General features: G+C 67.7%; 17 protein-coding genes and 1 other RNA gene. 5 read left to right on the top strand and 13 right to left on the bottom strand.

Annotated elements, in window-relative coordinates; all coding sequences use genetic code 11:
- Positions 1-40: 40 nt before the first annotated feature.
- Positions 41-925: an RNA polymerase sigma factor RpoH gene (gene rpoH, locus ACR9FL_RS12830; protein ID WP_296176546.1), complete on the bottom strand. Its 885-nt coding sequence runs from the start codon at positions 923-925 to the stop codon at positions 41-43.
- A gap of 296 nt (positions 926-1221) precedes the next feature.
- On the opposite strand from rpoH, the gene ACR9FL_RS12825 reads away from it, so the two are divergent.
- On the top strand, positions 1222-2802 hold the full coding sequence (locus ACR9FL_RS12825; RefSeq protein WP_436355855.1) for a DUF5605 domain-containing protein: 1581 nt from the start codon (positions 1222-1224) through the stop codon (positions 2800-2802).
- Here ACR9FL_RS12825 and ACR9FL_RS12820 read toward each other — a convergent pair.
- Complete coding sequence (locus tag ACR9FL_RS12820; RefSeq protein WP_436355854.1) at positions 2799-3800, bottom strand: RluA family pseudouridine synthase; 1002 nt, start codon at positions 3798-3800, stop codon at positions 2799-2801. The genes ACR9FL_RS12825 and ACR9FL_RS12820 overlap by 4 nt on opposite strands.
- A gap of 75 nt (positions 3801-3875) precedes the next feature.
- Here ACR9FL_RS12820 and ACR9FL_RS12815 point away from each other — a divergent pair, with 75 nt between their 5' ends.
- Positions 3876-4514: a DUF2799 domain-containing protein gene (locus ACR9FL_RS12815; protein WP_436355853.1), complete on the top strand. Its 639-nt coding sequence runs from the start codon at positions 3876-3878 to the stop codon at positions 4512-4514.
- Between the two features lie 159 nt (positions 4515-4673).
- On the opposite strand, the gene fba is transcribed toward ACR9FL_RS12815, so the two are convergent.
- The 11 genes from fba to tkt form a co-directional block, all read right to left on the bottom strand.
- Positions 4674-5738 carry a class II fructose-bisphosphate aldolase gene (gene fba / locus ACR9FL_RS12810; RefSeq protein WP_436355852.1) on the bottom strand — a complete coding sequence of 355 codons (1065 nt, stop codon included), beginning with the start codon at positions 5736-5738 and terminating at the stop codon, positions 4674-4676.
- Between the two features lie 162 nt (positions 5739-5900).
- A complete protein-coding gene (locus tag ACR9FL_RS12805) occupies positions 5901-7094 on the bottom strand; it encodes a phosphoglycerate kinase (RefSeq protein ID WP_436355851.1) in 1194 nt (397 codons plus the stop codon).
- Positions 7095-7185: 91 nt separating this feature from the next.
- Complete coding sequence (locus tag ACR9FL_RS12800; RefSeq protein WP_436355850.1) at positions 7186-7533, bottom strand: endonuclease domain-containing protein; 348 nt, start codon at positions 7531-7533, stop codon at positions 7186-7188.
- A 99-nt stretch (positions 7534-7632) separates the two neighbouring features.
- A complete protein-coding gene (gap, locus tag ACR9FL_RS12795; RefSeq protein ID WP_296175252.1) occupies positions 7633-8640 on the bottom strand; it encodes a type I glyceraldehyde-3-phosphate dehydrogenase in 1008 nt (335 codons plus the stop codon).
- 115 nt (positions 8641-8755) lie between these two features.
- Positions 8756-10042, bottom strand: coding sequence for a S41 family peptidase (locus ACR9FL_RS12790; RefSeq protein WP_436355849.1), 1287 nt, complete (start codon positions 10040-10042; stop codon positions 8756-8758).
- A gap of 57 nt (positions 10043-10099) precedes the next feature.
- Positions 10100-10357: a YbdD/YjiX family protein gene (locus ACR9FL_RS12785; protein ID WP_436355848.1), complete on the bottom strand. Its 258-nt coding sequence runs from the start codon at positions 10355-10357 to the stop codon at positions 10100-10102.
- The gene (locus ACR9FL_RS12780) at positions 10350-12437 is read right to left on the bottom strand and encodes a carbon starvation CstA family protein (protein ID WP_436355847.1); all 2088 of its coding nucleotides are present in this window, start codon (positions 12435-12437) and stop codon (positions 10350-10352) included. Before ACR9FL_RS12780 ends, ACR9FL_RS12785 begins: the two co-directional genes overlap by 8 nt.
- 286 nt (positions 12438-12723) lie before the next feature.
- A complete protein-coding gene (gene purT / locus ACR9FL_RS12775) occupies positions 12724-13917 on the bottom strand; it encodes a formate-dependent phosphoribosylglycinamide formyltransferase (RefSeq protein ID WP_436355846.1) in 1194 nt (397 codons plus the stop codon).
- A 3-nt stretch (positions 13918-13920) separates the two neighbouring features.
- Complete coding sequence (locus ACR9FL_RS12770; RefSeq protein ID WP_436355845.1) at positions 13921-14313, bottom strand: VOC family protein; 393 nt, start codon at positions 14311-14313, stop codon at positions 13921-13923.
- A complete protein-coding gene (locus ACR9FL_RS12765) occupies positions 14310-15167 on the bottom strand; it encodes an alpha/beta hydrolase (RefSeq protein WP_436355844.1) in 858 nt (285 codons plus the stop codon). The genes ACR9FL_RS12770 and ACR9FL_RS12765 overlap by 4 nt, the downstream gene beginning before the upstream one ends.
- Positions 15168-15172: 5 nt before the next feature.
- Entirely contained in the window at positions 15173-17122 is a 1950-nt protein-coding gene (gene tkt / locus ACR9FL_RS12760; protein WP_436358158.1) for a transketolase, read from the bottom strand.
- Positions 17123-17266: 144 nt separating this feature from the next.
- On the opposite strand from tkt, the gene ACR9FL_RS12755 reads away from it, so the two are divergent.
- The 3 genes from ACR9FL_RS12755 (at position 17267) to ssrS (ending at position 18188) form a co-directional block, all read left to right on the top strand.
- Positions 17267-17524 carry a hypothetical protein gene (locus tag ACR9FL_RS12755; RefSeq protein ID WP_105563939.1) on the top strand — a complete coding sequence of 86 codons (258 nt, stop codon included), beginning with the start codon at positions 17267-17269 and terminating at the stop codon, positions 17522-17524.
- Positions 17524-17862 (top strand): cell division protein ZapA, encoded by a 339-nt coding sequence (locus ACR9FL_RS12750; protein WP_436355843.1) that lies wholly within the window; start codon positions 17524-17526, stop codon positions 17860-17862. Before ACR9FL_RS12755 ends, ACR9FL_RS12750 begins: the two co-directional genes overlap by 1 nt.
- 165 nt (positions 17863-18027) lie before the next feature.
- Positions 18028-18188, top strand: a non-coding RNA gene (gene ssrS / locus ACR9FL_RS12745) — 6S RNA.
- The last annotated feature ends 15 nt before the right edge of the window (positions 18189-18203 follow it).

Here is an 18203-nt window from a genome sequence, read left to right as displayed (position 1 = left end):
ATCCGTCTATTTACGCTACCGCCTTCGGCTGCTTGATCGCTTAGGCGTCGACCAGATTCCGCTCTTCGGCGGCGGCGCGCATGGCCTTTTGCAGCTTCTCGAAGGCGCGGACCTCGATTTGACGCACGCGCTCGCGCGACACGCCGTACTGGCCGGCGAGTTCTTCGAGCGTGACCGGGTCGTCCTTGAGGCGGCGTTCCGTGAGGATGTGCTTCTCGCGCTCGGTCAGCTCCTGCATGGCTTCTTCGAGCAGGCTCATGCGGATGGATTTTTCCTCGGAGTCGGCCAGGGCCGTTTCCTGAGACACCGCATCGTCGTCGGCCAGCCAGTCCTGCCACTCGCTTTCGCCGTCGGCGCGCAGGGGCGCGTTCAGCGAGGCGTCGCCGCCGAGACGGCGGTTCATGTTGGTGACCTCTTCCTCGGTCACGCCCAGCTTGGTGGCGATGGCGGCGAGGTGTTCGGGGTGCAGGTCGCCTTCTTCAAAGGCCGAAATCTGGCTCTTGGCCTTGCGCAGGTTGAAGAAGAGCTTCTTCTGCGCGGCGGTGGTGCCCATCTTCACGAGGGACCAGGAGCGCAGGATGTATTCCTGGATCGAGGCGCGGATCCACCACATGGCGTAGGTGGCCAGGCGGAAGCCCTTGTCGGGATCGAATTTCTTGACGGCCTGCATCAGGCCGACGTTGCCCTCTGAGATCACTTCGCCGATCGGCAGGCCGTAGCCGCGATACCCCATGGCGATCTTGGCCACGAGACGAAGGTGAGAGGTGACGAGGCGGTGGGCCGCTTCGGGATCCTGATGCTCGCTCCAACGCTTGGCGAGCATGAACTCCTCGTCCTTGGTGAGCATCGGAAACTTACGGATTTCCGTGAGATAGCGCGACAGTCCCTGTTCAGGCGACATTACCGCGAGCGTCGAGTTAGCCATGAGACGTGGTCCCTCCGACCAAAAGCAAGAGCAGGCGTCGCGGCCATGACCACATGCGTGCGCCATCGCCTCACCCCTCAACCGATCCAGATGGGTATGGGTTGCCGCCTTGTGTAGGGGCGGATCGTCACACGAAGGCGTGACTGTGGCTCCCAAGCCACCCGTTCCGGGTGAACTCCATATAGAACACTTACTGTTGCTGTTCAAGGGGCGCGACGTGGCAGGTTGACGCGCTTGCTAACGCCGGCGCGTCTTTTGTATGACACCGGTGGACAATTGCTTCTGGGGAGGGGTGAATGACGCACGACATGACGCGCAGGGGCGCGATCGTCAGCGCGGCGGCTCTGGGACTGGCAGGGGCGGCGAGGGCCGAGGCGCCGTCACGGCGGGTTGAGCGCTGGGGGCTGTTTGAAGTCGCGCTGCAGGGAGCGGCCTCGGCCAATCCCTTCGAGGTCGAGGTGGTCGGGGTTTTCACGGACGGCCGGACGACGATGCGCGCGCCGGGCTTCTACGACGGCGACGGGGTGTGGCGCATTCGGTTCTCGCCGCCTGAGACCGGCGCGTGGCGCTGGACCTCTGAAAGCCCGCTAGCGGCCCTGAATGGCAAGCAGGGGCGTTTCGAGGTCGTGGATCCTGGCCCTGGCAACCACGGTCCCGTCGGGGTGGTCGAGACCTATCACTTCGCCCATGCGGACGGCACGCCCTACCGCCAGATCGGCACCACAGCCTATGGCTGGACGCACCAGCCGGCGGCCAAGCGGGCGCAGACGCTGGAAACGCTGAAGGCCGCGCCGTTCAACAAGATGCGGATGCTGGTCTTCCCCAACGCCTCGGTGAAGACCAACGAGGCTCTGTTCCCCTTCGAGAAGACCGGGCCGGGCGACAAGGATTGGGATCTGACGCGGTTCAACCCGGCCTATTTCCAACGACTGGAGGCCTGTGTCGCCGCGCTGGGTGCGCTGGGGATCGAGGCAGACGTCATCCTGTTCCATCCCTATGACGGCCGGTATGGCTTCGACGAGATGCCGGCCGAGGCGGATGATCGCTATCTCCGCTATGTCGTGGCGCGGTTGGCGGCCTATCGGAACGTCTGGTGGTCGATGGCCAATGAGTTCGACATCCTGAAGACCAAGACGGATGCGGACTGGGACCGTCTGTTCCAGGTGGTGCAGGCCAGCGACCCCTATGGCCGGCTGAGGTCGATCCACAACTGGCGGCGGCTGTACGACAACGGCAAGCCCTGGGTGACTCATTCCAGCATCCAGAACGGGTCCGCCGTTCTGGATGACGCACGGGCCGAGACCTATCGCAGCGTCTGGCAGAAGGCCGTGATCTTTGACGAGGTCTGCTACGAGGGCTCTCTGAGCGAACGCTGGGGCAATCTGACCGGCCCGCAGATGGTGCGCGCCTTCTGGCATGGCCTGATCGCCGGCGCCTATGTCGGCCATTCGGAGTGCTTCCCCGTCGAGGGCGGCGAGTTCTGGCTGGGCGAGGGCGGCGAACTGCGTGGCGAGAGCGCGCCGAGGCTGGCCTTCCTCAAGTCGATCATGGAGGCGGGGCCGCGTCCGGGGATCGAGCCGATCGACAAGTGGTGGGAGCAGCACCTCGGCGGCGTGCCGGGTCATTACTACCTGCGTTATTTCGGCGATGACGCCCCGAGCGAATGGGCGGTGGACGTGCCGCGCGACGAGATCGCCGGCGGCGAGCGTTTCCGGGCCGACGTCATCGATACCTGGAACATGACGGTCGAAGCCGTGCCCGGCGTCTTCACCCTGGCGCAGAAGGACACGAAATACTTCTTCCACGATCCGGCGCGGCCGACGCTGACCCTGCCGGGACGGAAGTGGATGGCGGTGCGTCTGACGCGGGTGGCCTAGAGCTCGGCCAGAAACGCTTCCAGACGCTGCATGTCCTCGGGCAGGGCGGTTTCGAAGCGCAGGGCCTCGCCGGTCACCGGGTGGACGAAGCCGAGGACGGCGGCGTGCAGGGCCTGTCGGGTTAGACCGGCTTCGGCGACGGCGGCGCGGACCGGGGCGGCGGGGCTGCCCGAGCCATAGACGGGATCGCCGAGCAGGGGCGAGCCCTTGGAGGCCAGATGGACGCGGATCTGGTGGGTGCGGCCGGTGTGCAGGGTGCAGGCGACGCGGGCGGCCATGGGGGCGCCGGAGGCCTTGGCGGGCTGGCCGAAGGTCTTTTGCACCACATAGTCGGTGATGGCTTCGCGGCCGCCGCCCTTGAGCACGGCCATCTTCTTGCGGTCGTGGGGCGAGCGGCCGATCAGGGTCTGGATGCGTCCTTTCTCCGGCGTGGGCGAGCCGCGTGTCAGGGCGATGTAGGTGCGCTCGATGTCGTGGGTCGCGAACAGAGCGGACAGGCCCTGGTGGGCGCGGTCGGTCTTGGCGGCGACCATGACGCCCGAGGTGTCCTTGTCCAGGCGGTGGACGATGCCGGGGCGGGCCACGCCGCCTATGCCCGACAGCCCAGCGCCGCAGTGGGCCAGCAGGGCGTTGACCAGGGTGCCGGTCTCGCAGCCGGGCGCCGGGTGGGCGGCCATGCCCGGCGCCTTGTCGATGACGATCAGGTCGGCGTCCTCGTAAAGGACGGTCAGGGGAATGGCCTCGGGCAGGGGCGTGGCCGGGGCGACGGGCGGCAGGATGACGGCGTAGAGGCCCGGTTGCGCCTTGGCCGAGCCGCTGGTGATCGGCTGGCCGTCGCGGGTGACGGCGCCCTCGGCCAGCAGGGCTTGCAGCCGGGCGCGCGACAGGGTCGGGAAGGCGGCGGCCAGGGCCTTGTCCAGACGGACGCCGGGCGCGTCGATGCGCGCCTCGAGCATTTCCGCGTCGTCGTCTTCCGTCAGCAAAGGTTCATCGGCCATAGGGCGAGATAGCATGGCTTGCGGGGCGGGTCGTCATGTCGTCCACTGCAGCGGTCAAGCTGTTGGGAGAGGGACATGAGGATTGTGATCGCTGCTGCTGTCGCCGCGACGGGCGTGGCGCTTCTGGCCGGTTGCACCACCATGACCAAGGAACAGTGCCTGGCGGGCGCCTGGGGCGAGAAGGGCTATCAGGACGGGCTGTCGGGCTATCGGACCAGCCGTCTGCATGACCACGCCCAGGCCTGCGCCAAGTTCGGGGTGGAGGCCAATCCCGGCGCCTATCTGTCGGCGCGAGACGACGGGCTGCGGACCTATTGCACGTGGGAGAGTGGCTTCCGGCAGGGACGGCAGGGCAACAGCTACGGGGGCGTCTGTTCGCCGGCCGAGGAGCGCGACTTCCTGCCGGCCTATGAGGACGGGCGACGAATCTATGTGGTCGAGCAGGCGGTGTCCTCGGCGGAAAGCGCGCTGAACTCGGCCATCAGCCGCATCGACGACCGCGAGGACAAGCTGGAGGCCAAGCAGCGCGAACTGCGTCAGGAAGGCCTGACGGATGAGCAGCGCCAGCGCATCCGCGACCGCATTCGTGAAGTGCGCGACGAAATCCGCGACGCCCGCCGGGACGCCAGGCAGTCGGAAGACGATCTGCACCACGCCCGGATCGAGGCCCGGATGGTGATCGGCATGATCGGCGGGCGCTACGGGGTGTGGTGATTGGAGCTCTCCTCCCTGTCGCGAAGCGATGGGGAGGTGGATCGACGGCGATAGCCGACGAGACGGAGGGGGCGACTTAACGGCTGATGTTTGCGTCGCCCCCTCCACCGCTACGCGGTCCCCCTCCCCACGAGTGGGGAGGAGATCTCTGGGGCTTGATCAGCCGATGCGCGGGTCCAGGTCGCCGGCGGCGTAGAGCTTGGCCATCTGGGCGGTCGACAGGGGCTTGATCTTGGAGGCCTGGCCTTCGCAGCCGAACTGCTGATAGCGCTCGATGCACAGCTTCTTCATGGCTTCCTTGGCGGGCTTCAGATAGGCGCGCGGGTCGAACTCGCTGGGCTTCTCGGCCAGGACCTTGCGGATGGCGCCGGTGATGGCCATGCGATTGTCGGTGTCGATGTTGATCTTGCGCACGCCGTGCTTGATGCCGCGCTGGATTTCCTCGACCGGCACGCCCCAGGTCTGGGGCATCTGGCCGCCGTAGGCGTTGATGATGTCCTGCAGATCCTGCGGCACCGAGCTTGATCCGTGCATCACCAGGTGGGTGTTGGGCAGGCGACGGTGGATTTCCTCGATCACGTTCATGGCCAGGACGTCGCCGTCCGGCTGACGCGTGAACTTGTAGGCGCCGTGCGAGGTGCCCATGGCGATGGCCAGGGCGTCGACCTTGGTGGCCTTGACGAAGTCGACGGCCTGATCCGGGTCGGTCAGCAGTTGCGAGTGGTCCAGCTTGCCTTCGAAGCCGTGGCCGTCTTCGGCCTCGCCCATGCCGGTTTCCAGCGAACCCAGAACGCCCAGTTCACCCTCGACCGAGACGCCGCACGAGTGGGCCATTTCGGTGACGCGACGGGTGACGTCGACGTTGTATTCATACGAAGCGGGGGTCTTGGCGTCTTCTTCCAGCGAGCCGTCCATCATCACCGAGGTGAAGCCGTACTGGATGGCGGTGGCGCAGGTGGCCGGGCCGTTGCCGTGGTCCTGGTGCATGCAGACCGGGATGTGCGGATACAGTTCGGCCAGGCCGTCGATCAGCTTGGCCAGGATGATGTCGTTGGCGTAGCTGCGGGCGCCGCGCGAGGCCTGGATGATGACCGGGGCGTTGACCTCGTGGGCCGCCTCCATGATCGCCAGACCCTGCTCCATGTTGTTGATGTTGTAGGCGGGCAGGCCGTAATCGTTTTCCGCCGCGTGATCGAGCAACTGTCGCAGCGTGATGCGCGCCATGGGTAGTCTCCTGAGCCGGTATTATTTTGCTGAGGCTTTAGCCCGGCAGGGCGGGGAAGTCACGCCGTGTAACAGGACCAATCCGGCGTTCTGTGAAGTCTGTGGCAAAGAAAACGCCGCCTCCAGGGGAGGCGGCGTTGGCAATGCCGAGAAGAGGTCAGGTCAGGCGCGCAGGGCCTCGACGCCCGGCAGGACCTTGCCTTCCATCCATTCCAGGAAGGCGCCGCCCGCGGTGGAGACGAAGGTCATGTCGTCGGCCGTGCCCGCGTGGTTCAGGGCCGCGACGGTGTCGCCGCCGCCGGCCACGGCGACCAGCTTGCCGGCGTGGGCCAGTTCGGCGGCGTGCTTGGCGGCGGCCACGGTGGCCTTGTCGAAGGGCGGGACCTCGAACACGCCCAGCGGGCCGTTCCAGATCAGGGTCTTGGACAGGTCCATGGCGCGCGCCAGGCGGGCGACGGTTTCAGGACCGGCGTCCAGGATCAGGTCGTCGGCGGCGATGCGGTCCAGTGCGCGCACGCCCGATTCGATGCCCGGCTTCACGCCCTTGGCGACCACGACGTCGACCGGCAACAGCAGTTCGCAGCCCTTCTGACGGGCTTCCTCGATGATCTCGAGCGCGGTGTCGGCCAGGTCCTTCTCGCACAGCGAACCGCCGACATCGACGCCCTGCGCGTGCAGGAAGGTGTTGGCCATGCCGCCGCCGATGGCCAGATAGTCCAGCTTGGCGACCAGGTTCTTCAGCAGGTCCAGCTTGGTCGAGACCTTGGCGCCGCCGACGATGCCGATGACCGGCTTCTGCGGGCTGCCCAGGGCGGCGTCGAGGGCCTGAAGTTCGCGCTTCATGGCTTCACCGGCATAGGCGGGCAGCAGGCGGGCCAGACCCTCGGTCGAGGCGTGGGCGCGGTGCGCCGCCGAGAAGGCGTCGTTGACATAGAGGTCGCCCAGTTCCGCCAGCTGCGCGGCGAAGGCCGGGTCGTTCTTTTCCTCGCCCTTGTGGAAGCGGACGTTCTCCAGCAGCAGCACGCCGCCGGCGTCGAGGTCGGCCACGGCCGCCTTGGCCTCATCGCCCACGCAGTCGTCGGCGAAGCGCACCGGGCCGTGCAGCAGCAGTTCCAGCGGCTCGACCACGGGACGCAGGCTCATCGAGGCCACGCGCTCGCCCTTGGGCCGGTCGAAGTGGGCCAGCAGCACCACCTTGGCGCCGGCTTCGCGCAGGCGGTGGATGGTCGGCAGGGCGGCCTTCAGACGGGTGTCGTCGGTGACCTTGCCGCCCTCCATCGGCACGTTGAAGTCCACGCGGACCAGAGCGGTCTGGCCGGACAGGTCAGCGGCGTCGTCGAGGGTGCGGAAGGTCATGATGAAGTTCCAGGTCTTCCTTCTCCCAGTGGGAGAAGGTGGCCCGCAGGGCCGGATGAGGGTCGAACGTATAAGTCGGCGTAAGCCGTGGTCAGGGCGTGTTCAAGCGGGCGTGTGCACGAACAGCGGAGGCCAGGGCTTCAGGTTCGCTCAATACTTGGGCGTTGGTGAAGCGCAGGACAGTCCACCCCAAGGCTTCCAGATCGGTCTGTCTGAGGTGATCGCTTGTCACGACCTCGTCCCGATCATGGACCCCGCCGTCGATTTCGATCACCAGCCTCAAGCGGTCGCAGGCGAAATCCGCGACATATCGACTGATCGGATGCTGGCGACGGAACTTGTGGTCGTCGATCCGTCCGCTACGCAGCAAAGCCCAAACGCGCTGCTCGGCAAGGCCGGATTTTTGTCGAAGCGTGCGGGCGAAGGCGGTGCGTTCCACAGTCATGGCCGCCGACCCTCACCCTTTCGCGCAGCCAATCGCCTTCGGCTCTTGGGCGCTCAAGCCCTCTCCCAGTGGGAGAGGGCTCAGCATTGGTTCTTACAGGAACTTGGCCATCACCAGGGCGGTGTCGGCCATGCGGGTCGCGAAGCCCCACTCGTTGTCGTACCAGGTCAGGACGCGGGCCAGCTTGCCGTCGACGACCTGCGTCTGGGGCAGGGCTGCGGTCGACGAAGCGGCGATGTGGTTCAGGTCGATCGAGACCAGCGGGTCGGTCGTCGTGGCCAGAACGCCCTTCATGGCGCCGTCAGCGGCGGCTTGCAGGGCGGCGTTGATTTCCTCGACGGTCACGTCGCGGGCGGCGACGACCTTCAGGTCCACGACCGAGACGTTCGGGGTCGGGACGCGGATCGACGAGCCGTCCAGCTTGCCCTTCAGTTCAGGCAGGACCAGGCCCAGGGCCTTGGCGGCGCCGGTCGAGGTCGGGATCATCGACAGGGCGGCGGCGCGACCGCGGTACGGGTCCTTGTGCATCGTATCCAGCGTCGGCTGGTCGCCGGTGTAGGCGTGGATGGTGGTCATGTAGCCGCGCTCGATGCCGAACAGATCGTTCAGCACCTTGGCCACCGGGGCCAGGGCGTTGGTGGTGCACGAGCCGTTCGACACGACGATGTCGTCGGCGGTCAGGGTCTCATGGTTGACCTTGAAGACGATGGTCTTGTCGGCGTTGTCGGCGGGGGCCGAGACCAGGACGCGCTTGGCGCCGGCCTTCAGGTGGGCCGAGGCCTTGTCCTTGGAGGTGAAGATGCCGGTGCACTCGAAGGCGATGTCCACCTTCAGCTCGGCATGCGGCAGGTTGGCCGGGTCGCGCTCGGCGGTGACCTTGATCTTGCCGGTGCCGACGTCGATCCAGTCCTCGCCCGAGGTCACGGTGCCGGGGAACCGGCCGTGCACCGAGTCATAGCGCAGCAGGTGGGCGTTGGTCTCGACCGGACCCAGGTCGTTGATCGCCACGACCTCGATGTCCTTGCGGCCATGCTCGACGATCGAGCGAAGCACGAGGCGGCCGATGCGGCCGAAGCCGTTGATGGCGACGCGAACGGTCATGGGGGAGGTCTCCTGAACGAGGGCGGTTATGATTGGCGCCTTAGTGGGACGGAGCGCGCGCGGTTGCAACCCCGTCGCCGTAACAAGGTGTGATCGCCTGTAACGGAAAGCCGACCTAGGCGGAGCGTCGCAGCAGGCGGCTGACGCCCGTCTGACTGTCCAGAACCTCCAGCGCCGTGACGCGCCCCGCCTCGTCGCGGACGAAGCGGATGCGGCGATAGGGCTCGTCCGCGTCGAAGAAGAGGTCGGGCGACAGGGGGCGCAGCCGCCAGGCCGGACGGCGCTCGTTCTTCCACGTCAGGCCGTCATCGCCGGCCTGCACCACGGAGCCGCCATAGGCGCCCAGGTATGGGGCGGCGTCGAACGCGGCGGGCTTGGCGTCCAGGGCTTCGCGGACCCAGGCGGCCTCGGTCGCGGCGGCGGGCGTGGCGTTGGACTGGGCTGCGAGCGCGGCCTTCCAGGCGGTTTCCAGTGCGTCTTCGGCGGGCACGGCCACGTCGGGGCGGACGCCGACCTTTTCCCAGTTGGCGCCGGTCAGAGGGTTGGTCGGAGAGCCGGTGGAGATGAAGACGCGATAGCCCGAGGGGGTGAAGACGGGACCGCCCGGATTGGCCGCGCCGCCTGAGGTCTCGCCGACGACGACGGCGCGCTTGGCGGCCTGCAGGGTGTAGGCGAAGGCCTCGGCCGCCGAGCCGGTGCGGCCGCTGATCAGGACATAGACCGGCACATCCACGCGGGGGGCGGCGTAGGGCTGGGCGGGGGCCTCGCTGGCTTCGCCGTCGCGGGAATGGAAGCGGTTATAGACGTCGGCGTCCGGCCCGACGAAGGCGCTGACCAGATAGCCGACCATGGCGGGCGAACCGCCGCCGTTGTTGCGCAGGTCGAAGATGACGGCGTCGGCGCCCGACACCATCTGCAGGGCGGCGTCGGCCTGACGGCGCGCCAGGTCCTCGCCTCCCTCGAAATGGGAGAACATCCTCATGTCGATCAGGCCGACATTGCCGGGCAGGATCTGGACCGCGCGGAAGCCCTGGCCGCCCCGCGCGGCGACGACGGGGAAGGGCACGGGGGAGAGGCCAGATGAAGTCGCCGGCGTGGCGGCGGCGGGCGTCGAGGGGGCGGGACGGCCCACGCTGAAATGCTGGTCGTAGGGCTCGAGCCGCGCGGTCAGCGCCGTCTCCAGGTCGCGCGGATCGGTCAGGCCGTCGTAGCGGCCCTGGGCGGCCTCGGCTTCCAGCGCTGCAGCGATGGTCTCGGCCTTGGCGGGGTCGAAATAGGCGTCGCGGATGGCGGCGGCGATCTGGCCGACGACGACGCGAGGCGCGGCGGGGGTCTCGGCCTGTCGCGCTAGTGCGGGCGAGGCGGCGAGGAGCAGGGCGGCGATGAAGACGGGCGCTTTCATGCCCGTCAGCTTATGCCGCCGCCCCGTCTTGGCGAGTGAACTCGCGGTAAGGTCGCCTCAGCAGCAGCGGAAGGCGCCGCCGGCGCCGAAGCGTCGCGCCTCATGCAGGCGGAAGAAGGCTGTGCGGTCCAGCGGCGGCTGCTCGGGGTGGGTCGCCTCGGCGTGGGCGACATAGGCCTCATAGTCGGGCTGGCCGACCATGAGGCTGGCGGTGCGGCGGGCGTCCTTACCCCACCGCACCAGGGTGTCGCGGCAGACGCAGAGCAGGTCTGCGCCGCCAGCCGGTTCTGGGGATGCGGGCGAGGGCCTAGGCACGGGCCGCGTCCATGGCTTCGTCCTCCAGAGTCAGCTCGTGGGCGGCGGGTTGCTCGACCACGGTGGGCTGGCTGTTCTGACGGGCCTTGAGGCAGGCGCGCACGCCATAGACCACCATGGTCAGGACCACGAACAGGAAGCCCGCCGTCAGGGCCGAGTTGACGTAGTCGTTGATGATGATCCGGTGCATGTCGCCCGCCGTCTTGGCCGGGGCCAGGATGTCGCCGGCGGCCAGGGCGTCCTGATACTTCCGGGCGTGGGCCAGGAAGCCGATCTTGACGTCGGGGTGCAGCAGCTTCTGGAAGCCCGCCGTCAGGGTGCAGATCAGCAGCCAGACCGCCGGAACCGCCGTGGCCCAGGCGAAACGCTCGCGCTTCATCTTGAACAGGACGACCGTGCCCAGGATCAGGGCGACGGCGGCCAGCATCTGGTTGGCGATTCCGAACAGCGGCCACAGGCTGTTGATGCCGCCCAGAGGATCGACCACGCCGGTATAGAGGAAATAGCCCCACAGGCTGACCGTCAGAGCCGTGGCCACGACGTTGGCGGTCCAGGACTTGGTCTCACGCATCTTGGGCACGGCCACGCCCAGCAGGTCCTGGATCATGAAGCGGCAGACGCGGGTGCCGGCGTCGACCGTGGTCAGGATGAACAGGGCCTCGAACAGGATGGCGAAGTGGTACCAGAAGGCCATCATGGCCTTGCCGCCGATGATGCCCGACAGGATGTGGGCCATGCCGACGGCCAGGGTCGGGGCGCCGCCCGCGCGCGACAGGATGGAGTGCTCGCCCACGTCGCGGGCCAGTTGCTCCAGCTCGCCAGGGGTGATGTGGAAACCCCACTGGGCCACGGCGGCGGCGGCGGACGCCGCATTGTCACCGATGATGCTGACCGGGCTGTTCATGGCGAAATAGACGGCCGGGTCCAGCACGGTGGCGGCGATCAGGGCCATGATGGCCACGAAGCTTTCGCACAGCATGGCGCCATAGCCGATCAGCGGGATCTGGTTCTCATTCTCCAGCAGCTTGGGCGTGGTGCCCGACGAGATCAGGGCGTGGAAGCCCGAGACGGCGCCGCAAGCGATGGTGATGAAGAGGAAGGGGAAGAGAGCGCCGGAGAAGACCGGGCCGGTGCCGTCGATGAAGGGGGTGATAGCGGGCATCTGGACGTGCGGGCGCACGATCAGGATGCCGACGGCCAGGGCCAGGATGGCGCCGATCTTGAGGAAGGTGGACAGGTAGTCGCGCGGCGCCAGCAGCAGCCAGACCGGAATGACCGAGGCGACGAAGCCATAGGCCATCATGGCCAGGGCGAGCGTCGTGCCCGACAGGGTGAAGGCCGGACCCCAGAAGGGGTCAGCCGCGATATGTCCGCCGCCGATGATGGCCAGGATCAGCAGGACCACGCCGATGACCGAGACCTCGCCCACGCGGCCGGGCCGCAGATAGCGGGTGTAGAGGCCCATGAAGACGGCGATGGGGATGGTGGCGGCCACCGTGAAGGTGCCCCACGGGCTTTCAGCCAGGGCTTTGACCACGACCAGGGCCAGAACCGCCAGAATGATGACCATGATCATCAGCACGCCGACCTGGGCGATGATGCCGGGGATGGGGCCCATTTCGGTGCGGACCATGTCGCCCAGCGAGCGACCGTCGCGCCGCGTGGACATGAACAGGACCATCATGTCCTGCACCGCGCCGGCCAGAACCGCGCCGACCAGAATCCACAGCACGCCGGGCAGATAGCCCATCTGCGCCGCCAGCACCGGCCCGACCAGAGGCCCTGCGCCCGCGATGGCCGCGAAATGGTGGCCGAACAGGACGTTGCGGGGCGTCGGCACATAGTCCAGCCCGTCGTTATGACGAACCGCCGGCGTGGGCCGTTTCGCGTTCAGCCCCATGACCTTTCCGGCCAGGTAGCGGGCGTAGAAGCGGTAGGCGATGGCGTAGACGCAGAGCGCCGCCACCACGATCCAGACGGCGCTGATGCTCTCGCCCTGATGCAGGGCGATGACGGCGAGGGCGATGGCCCCCAATATGGCTATGGCGCCAAAAATTAGCGCGGTCTTGAGCTTGCCCATGGCGAAACGGTCCTCCGGGCCGACTACGTGCGACCTTTCGGCATTTCTGAACCCGTTAGGGCCTCGGCGCCAACCGACTAAAGTCGAAGGTCGGCGCCTTTATTTTACAGTCAGGGCAAGCTTTGCGGCGGGTTTTGAGGCTCCGACGCGGTCTGTCACCCACTCGCCGTCATCCTCGGGCTTGACCCGAGGATCGGATTATCCGCCTGCGCGACATTGGCGAGGCAGAGCGCGCCGCTTCGCTCGATCCTCGGGTCAAGCCCGAGGATGACGGAGCAGGGGTGGGTCAGGGCTTGACCACCCGCACCTTGCCCGCAGCCTCGGCCGCGCGCTCGCGCGCCTGATCCGTGTCGGCGCCGCGCGCCAGAGCCACGCCCATGCGGCGACGCTCAAAGGCTTCCGGCTTGCCGAACAGGCGCAGGTCGGCGGTCGGCACCGACAGGGCCTCGGCCACGCCCTCATAGACCACGCCCTCGGCCTCCAGACCGCCGTAGATGACGGCGCTGGCGCCCGGCTCGCGCAGGGTGACGTCCACCGGCAGGCCGAGGATGGCGCGGGCGTGCAGGGCGAACTCGCTCATGGTCTGGGTGGCCAGCGTCACCAGTCCGGTGTCGTGCGGGCGCGGCGAGACCTCCGAGAACCAGACCTTGTCGCCCGTCACGAACAGTTCGACGCCGAAGACCCCGAGACCGCCCAGCGCATCCGTGACCTTGCCCGCGATATCCTGAGCGGCCTTCAGCGCAGCCTCGCTCATGATCTGCGGCTGCCAGCTCTCGACATAGTCGCCCTTCTGCTGGCGATGGCCGATGGGGGCGCAGAAGTCCGTGCGGACGGCGCCGTCGCGCAAAGACCGCACGGTCAGCAGGGTGATCTCATAGTCGAAGTCGATCTTGCCCTCTACGATGACCCGGCCGCCCGCGACCCGGCCCGAGGCCTCGGCGTAGGCCCAGGCATCGGCGACCTGATCGGCGCTTTCGACATAGGACTGGCCCTTGCCCGAGGACGACATGACCGGCTTGACGAAGCAGGGGAAGCCGACGGCCTCGGCGCCCGCCGCCAGTTCCTCGGTGCTGCCCGCAAAGGTGTAGGGGCTGGTCGGCAGACCCAGCTCCTCGGCGGCCAGACGGCGGATGCCCTCGCGGTTCATGGTCAGCTGGGTGGCGCGGGCGGTGGGGATGACGCGAGCCATACCCGCCGCCTCAATCGCCGCCAGGGCGTCGGTGGCGATGGCCTCGATTTCCGGCACGATGATGTGCGGGGCCTCGGCCATGATGATCCCGTTCAGCACCTGAGGATCGGTCATGGGGATGACGTGGCTGCGGTGCGCCACCTGCATGGCCGGAGCGTTGGCGTAGCGGTCCACCGCGATCACCTCGGCGCCCAGACGCTGCAGCTCGATGGCCACCTCCTTGCCCAGCTCGCCCGAGCCGAGCAGCATGACGCGGGTGGCGTGGTCGGTAAGCGGCGTGCCGATCTTCATGGCTCAGGCTCCGGTAGCGGGTTCGATCAGGTCCCAGGCGTTGCCGTAGAGGTCTTCGAAGACCACCACCTTGCCATAGGCCTCGTGACGGGGCGTTTCGCGGAAGACGACGCCGGCTTTGAGCCAGGCGGCGTGATCGCGCATCAGGTCGTCGGTGTAGAGGAAGAGCCAGACGCGGCCGCCAGCCTGATCGCCGATCTGGGCCACCTGCTTGGGCGTCGCGGCGCGGGCCAGCAGAAGCGAGGTCTGGCCGCCTTTGGGGGTGACGCGGACCCAGCGCTTGGCGCCGCCCATGTCGGTGTCTTCGCTGAGGTCGAAGCCCAGCTTGCCGACGTAGAAGGCGATGGCCTCGTCATAGTCGCGGACCAGCAGGCTGACGGCGCCGAGATGGCTCATGATGCAGGAACCGCATAGAGGCGGCGGAAGGCGTCGAGCGCGGCGCCGTGATAGATGCTGGCGTGGCTCTCGGTCGGGCGCGGGGTGAAGTCCCATTTGACGCCGGGCAGGGCGTGATCGCGCAGATTGGCGATCAGAACATCCATCGGCGCCTGCATCTCCTCGCCCTCGTCGCCGAGCGTCAGGATCAGGGTGCGCGGGTCGTTGGAATGGTCACGCAGATGCGCCCCCGACTGCCGCGCCAGCCGCCCACCGTCCCACCACAGGCTGGGGCTGACGGCGACATAGGCGTCGAACATCTGCGGTTCCTTCAGAAAGGTCTCGACCACGAAAAGCCCCGCCAGGGACTCGCCCATCAGGGCCGTCTCGCCGTTGGTGCGCAAGCGCCCCTCGATGAAGGGCATGACCTCGTCTGACACGAAGCGACGGAAACGCTCGGACTGCCCTTGCGTCGGGTAGCGGGCGATCAGTTCGGCGTTTTCGGTCGGCAGGGCCAGCTCGTTGCGGCGGTCAACCGAGGCGATGCCCACGACGATGACGTCGCGCGTCGTGCCGACGATGGTCCCCAGCTGTTCGATGCCCGAGATGTGGTGGAAGTCCTGATCCTGACCGCCGTCCAGTAGATAGAGGACGGGATAGGTCTGGCCGCTGTTCTCATAGCCGGGCGGCAGCCAAACGTTGATCTCGCGCGTCTGGCCCATGACGCTTGAGGGCAGGGCATAGGACTGGCCGATGACGACGGGCGTCTCGACCGCCACGGGGACGGTTGTCTGTGCCGGGGCGGTCTCGGCGAGGGCGGTTGCGCCGCCCGCCATCGACAAGCCGAAGCTCAATACGAGGGCGAGGCGGCGCATCAGGCTTACAGCCGGGCCTTGGCGGCTTCGACCACGGCCTCGGCGGTGATGCCGAACTCGCGGTAGAGGACTTCGGCCGGGGCCGAGGCGCCGAAGCCGGTCATGCCGACAAAGCCGCCGTCTTCGCCGATGAAGCGTTCCCAGCCCTGCTTGATGGCGGCTTCCACGGCGACGCGGACGGTGCCGCGGCCGATGACGGCGTCCTGATAGGCCTTGGGCTGCTGCTCGAACAGTTCGAAGCAGGGGACCGAGACGACGCGGGTCGGCACGCCTTCGGCCTCCAGCGTTTCAGCAGCCTTCAGCGCCAGGGCGACCTCGGTGCCTGTGCCGAACAGGGTGACTTTCGCCACGCCGTTGGCGGCCTTCAGCTCATAGGCGCCCTTGCGCGACAGGTTCTCGCCGGCGTCGGTCAGACGGACCGCCGGGGTCTTCTGACGCGACAGGCACATGCCCGACGGCGTCTTCTTGTGCTGCAGGGCGACCTGCCAGCACTCCAGCGCCTCGACGGTGTCGGCGGGGCGGAAGACCATCAGGTTGGGGATGGCGCGCAGGGCCGCCAGGTGCTCGACCGGCTGGTGGGTCGGGCCGTCTTCGCCCAGACCGATCGAGTCGTGGGTCAGGACGTGGATCGCGCGCACGCCCATCAGGGCGCCCAGGCGGATGGCCGGACGGCTGTAGTCCGCGAACGCCATGAAGGTGCCGCCGTAGGGGATGACGCCGCCGTGCAGGGCCAGGCCGTTCATCGCCGCGGCCATGCCGAACTCGCGGATGCCGTAGTTCAGGTAGCGACCGGCGTAGTCGGGGGCGTCGAGGATCTGGGTGTCCTTGACGAAGGTGTTGTTCGAGCCGGTCAGGTCGGCCGAGCCGCCGATCAGTTCGGGGATGGCGTTGAACACGGTCTCCAGGGCCTCGCCCGACGACTGGCGGGTGGCCAGGGCGGGCTGGGTCGAGACCAGTTCCTTCAGCTTGGCTTCAAGTGTCTCAAAGGCGCCGGTCGGCAGGTCGCCGGCCATGGCGCGGGTGAAGTCGTCGCGCTGGTCGTGGTTCAGCAGGCGGGCTTCCCAGCCCTTGCGGGTCTTGGCGCCCTGCTTGCCGACCTTGGCCCAGGCCTTCTGGACGCCTTCCGGCATTTCGAACGGGGCGAAAGGCCAGTGCAGGGCCTGACGGGTGGCGGCGATTTCGGTGGCGCCCAGGGCGGCGCCGTGGGTCTTGTGGCTGCCTTCCATGGTGGCGGCGCCCTTGCCGATCTTGGTCTTGCAGGCGATCAGCGTCGGCTTGTCCTGCTTGGTGGCCCAGGCCAGGGCCTTCTGGATCTGCTTGTAGTCGTGGCCGTCGATGGCCTTGACCGCCCAGCCCGAGGCCTTGAAGCGGGCCAGCTGGTCGGTGGCGTCCGACAGCGACACCTTGCCGTCGATGGTGATCTCATTGTCGTCCCACAGGACGCACAGCTTGTTCAGCTTCAGGCGACCGGCCAGGGCGATGGCCTCCTGCGAGACGCCTTCCATCAGGCAGCCGTCGCCGGCGACGACCCAGGTGCGGTGGTCCACCAGATCCTTGCCGAAGCGGGCGGCCAGATGGCGTTCCGCCAGGGCGAAGCCGACCGAGGTGGCCAGGCCCTGACCTAGGGGGCCGGTGGTCGTCTCGATCCCGGCCAGGTGACCGTATTCCGGGTGACCGGCGGTCTTGGAGCCCCACTGGCGGAAGTTTTCCAGCTGTTCCTTGGTGGCTTCCTTGTAGCCGGTCAGGTGCAGCAGGGCGTAGATCAGCATCGAGCCGTGGCCCGCCGACAGGATGAAGCGGTCGCGGTCGGCCCAGTCGGGGCGGCTGGCGTCGAACTTCAGGAATTTCGAGTAGAGGACGGTGGCGACGTCGGCCATGCCCATCGGCATGCCGGGGTGGCCGCTCTTGGCCTTTTCAACGCCGTCCATGGCGAGGACGCGGATGGCGTCGGCCATCTGCTTGGGCGAAGGCTTGGCGAATGCGGCTTGGGCGTCGGTCACGGCGAGACCTTTCCTCAGGAACAGGATAAAGCGGGGGCGCGCCGCCTTTACCCCGACGCGCGCACAGGTTCTATACGGAATCTGGACGAAAGGACCCCAATGGACGCCGTTACGGCCGCAAAGACACGCATCGACAAGGCCCTGGCCCTGCTGGAACGCAGGGTGCTGGAGCTGAAGGCGCGTCCGGCCACCGCCCCCGCCATCACCGACGACGACCTGTTCGCGCCGCGCCCGTCGAACGCCGCCGACCTGGTGCGGATCACCGAGCTGGAGGCCGCCGGCCGCGACGCCGCCGAGGCCCTGGGCCGCGCGGCCGAGGCCGTGCGCGAGGTTCTGGCCGAGCAGGAGGCGCGCTGATGGCGACCGTCACGGTAGAGGTCAACGGCCGCTCCTATGCGGTGGGTTGCGCCGACGGCCAGGAAGAGCGCGTCGGCATCCTGGCGCGTCAGTTCGACAGCCATGTGCGCCAGATCGCCGGCGACGTCGGCCATGTCGGCGACCTGCGCCTGTTCCTCATGGCCTCGCTGATGCTGGCCGATGAACTGCACGAGGCGCGCCAGCGGCTGGAAAGCGGGCAGGGGCCGGCGGTCGACGACGGCCCGAAGAAGGCCCCGCCGCCACCGCCTGGCGACGGTGTAGCAGAGGCCCTGAACGCCGTCGCCGCCCGCATCGAGAAGATCTGTCAGACGATCTGATCGCCGCTTAGCGTCATCCCGGCCGCAGCGTAGCGAAGAGCCGGGACCGCCCAGGGCGTCGCGTTTTTCAGCGGTCCCGGATAAGCGCTGCGCGCTTTCCGGGATGACGCGCGGCGGTTCGCCATTGTTGAATCCCACCGGACCGCCTATCTTGCTCAACGGCGGGTCCTGCTGCGGCTCACGTCGAAGACAACATATCCTTCTGACCTTAATTCACTCTACGGGATCTGTCCCTGTCCGGGCTCGAGGGCCTGGGCATATGGAGCCCACCTGGCTACCCAGGTCGAGAGGATTAAAACGCTCTTCACGGCTCTCGCGGCGCCGCCACCCTCATCCTTTTT

It is taken from the genome of Brevundimonas sp. CEF1 (assembly GCF_051353055.1).
Taxonomy (GTDB): Bacteria; Pseudomonadota; Alphaproteobacteria; order Caulobacterales; family Caulobacteraceae; genus Brevundimonas.
This window is presented reverse-complemented; position numbering and strand designations above follow the sequence as displayed.

Excerpts from the sequence above, each read along its gene's own strand:
- rpoH (WP_296176546.1), bottom strand. The coding sequence starts at position 925 with ATGGCTAACTCGACGCTCGCGGTAATGTCGCCTGAACAGGGACTGTCG.
- ACR9FL_RS12815 (WP_436355853.1), top strand. The coding sequence starts at position 3,876 with ATGAGGATTGTGATCGCTGCTGCTGTCGCCGCGACGGGCGTGGCGCTT.
- gap (WP_296175252.1), bottom strand. The coding sequence starts at position 8,640 with ATGACCGTTCGCGTCGCCATCAACGGCTTCGGCCGCATCGGCCGCCTC.
- ACR9FL_RS12770 (WP_436355845.1), bottom strand. The coding sequence starts at position 14,313 with ATGAGCCATCTCGGCGCCGTCAGCCTGCTGGTCCGCGACTATGACGAG.
- tkt (WP_436358158.1), bottom strand. The coding sequence starts at position 17,122 with ATGGCCGACGCCATCCGCGTCCTCGCCATGGACGGCGTTGAAAAGGCC.
- ACR9FL_RS12765 (WP_436355844.1), bottom strand. The coding sequence starts at position 15,167 with ATGCGCCGCCTCGCCCTCGTATTGAGCTTCGGCTTGTCGATGGCGGGC.
- ACR9FL_RS12825 (WP_436355855.1), top strand. The coding sequence starts at position 1,222 with ATGACGCACGACATGACGCGCAGGGGCGCGATCGTCAGCGCGGCGGCT.
- ACR9FL_RS12780 (WP_436355847.1), bottom strand. The coding sequence starts at position 12,437 with ATGGGCAAGCTCAAGACCGCGCTAATTTTTGGCGCCATAGCCATATTG.
- ACR9FL_RS12805 (WP_436355851.1), bottom strand. The coding sequence starts at position 7,094 with ATGACCTTCCGCACCCTCGACGACGCCGCTGACCTGTCCGGCCAGACC.
- fba (WP_436355852.1), bottom strand. The coding sequence starts at position 5,738 with ATGGCGCGCATCACGCTGCGACAGTTGCTCGATCACGCGGCGGAAAAC.
- ACR9FL_RS12755 (WP_105563939.1), top strand. The coding sequence starts at position 17,267 with ATGGACGCCGTTACGGCCGCAAAGACACGCATCGACAAGGCCCTGGCC.
- ACR9FL_RS12750 (WP_436355843.1), top strand. The coding sequence starts at position 17,524 with ATGGCGACCGTCACGGTAGAGGTCAACGGCCGCTCCTATGCGGTGGGT.
- ACR9FL_RS12790 (WP_436355849.1), bottom strand. The coding sequence starts at position 10,042 with ATGAAAGCGCCCGTCTTCATCGCCGCCCTGCTCCTCGCCGCCTCGCCC.
- purT (WP_436355846.1), bottom strand. The coding sequence starts at position 13,917 with ATGAAGATCGGCACGCCGCTTACCGACCACGCCACCCGCGTCATGCTG.
- ACR9FL_RS12820 (WP_436355854.1), bottom strand. The coding sequence starts at position 3,800 with ATGGCCGATGAACCTTTGCTGACGGAAGACGACGACGCGGAAATGCTC.